At 72.0% G+C, this 1,054-nt stretch carries 1 protein-coding gene; it reads left to right on the plus strand.

Features of this window, described 5'->3' with window-relative positions; translation table 11 throughout:
- Positions 1-135: 135 nt before the first annotated feature.
- Positions 136-1,054, plus strand: a 919-nt coding sequence (locus tag AB0L75_RS44570; protein WP_365191986.1) for an FtsW/RodA/SpoVE family cell cycle protein, incomplete at its 3' end; no start/stop codon positions are given.

A 1,054-nucleotide genomic window follows, 5' to 3' on the forward strand; every position in this document is an offset into this window, starting at 1 on the left:
CGCGCCGAGGTGAGTGCGGTGGTGGTGCGGGCCCGGGCCCTGTTCGCGCCGGGCCGGGACACCGATCTGCGCATCCGGCTCCACCGCGCCGACGAGCCCGGCGTCGTCCCCGAGCGCGACGGGAGGTGAGGCCCCGTGACCGAGGTGATCTCCCCCGCACGCCCGCGCCGGAACATCGAACTGGTCCTGCTGCTGGCCGCCCTGACCATCGCCCTGGGGGCGGACCTGCTGGGCATGATCGGCACGGATGCCCCGCTGGACTCCACCGCCTGGGTGCCGCTGGGCATCTTCGGCGCCGCCACCCTCGTGCTGCACGTGGTCCTGCGGCTGCGGGCCCCCTACGCGGACCCGTTCATGCTGCCGATCACCGCCCTGCTCAACGGGCTGGGCCTGGCCATGATCCACCGGCTGAGCCAGGACGCCGCGATGGCCAACCCCACCTCGCAGCTCGTGTGGTCCGTCCTGGCCGTCCTGGTGGCCTCCGCCCTGGTGTTCCTGGTGCGCGACCACCGGGTGCTGCGGCGCTGGCCCTACCTGTTCCTCGCCGCGTCCGGCGTGCTGCTGCTCCTGCCGCTCGTGCCCGGGCTGGGCCTGAGCATGTACGGGGCGCGGATCTGGATCGACGTCGGATTCGGCACCTTCCAGCCCGGCGAGATCGCCAAGATCACGCTGGCCATCTTCTTCGCCGGCTACCTCTCCGCGAACCGCGACCTGATCCTGCTGGCCGGCCGCCGCGTGGGCCCGGTGACCTTCCCCCGAGCCCGGGACCTCGGCCCGTTGCTGGCCGGCTGGCTCCTGGCGCTCGGCGTGCTCGTGTTCCAGCGCGACCTGGGCTCGGCCCTGCTGTTCTTCGGCATGTTCATGGCGATGCTCTACATCGCCACGTCCCGCGCCTCCTGGATCCTCCTCGGCCTGGGCCTGATCGCCTTCGGCGCGGCGCTGGCGTTCCTGTTCATGCCGCACGTGACCGCCAGGTTCGAGATCTGGCTGAGGGCCTTCGACCCCGAGATCTACCATCGCGACTTCGGCGGCTCCTACCAGGTGGTCCAGGGCC

Origin of the sequence: Streptomyces sp. NPDC052101 (assembly GCF_040680235.1) — a bacterium.
Classification (GTDB): Bacteria; Actinomycetota; Actinomycetes; order Streptomycetales; family Streptomycetaceae; genus Streptomyces.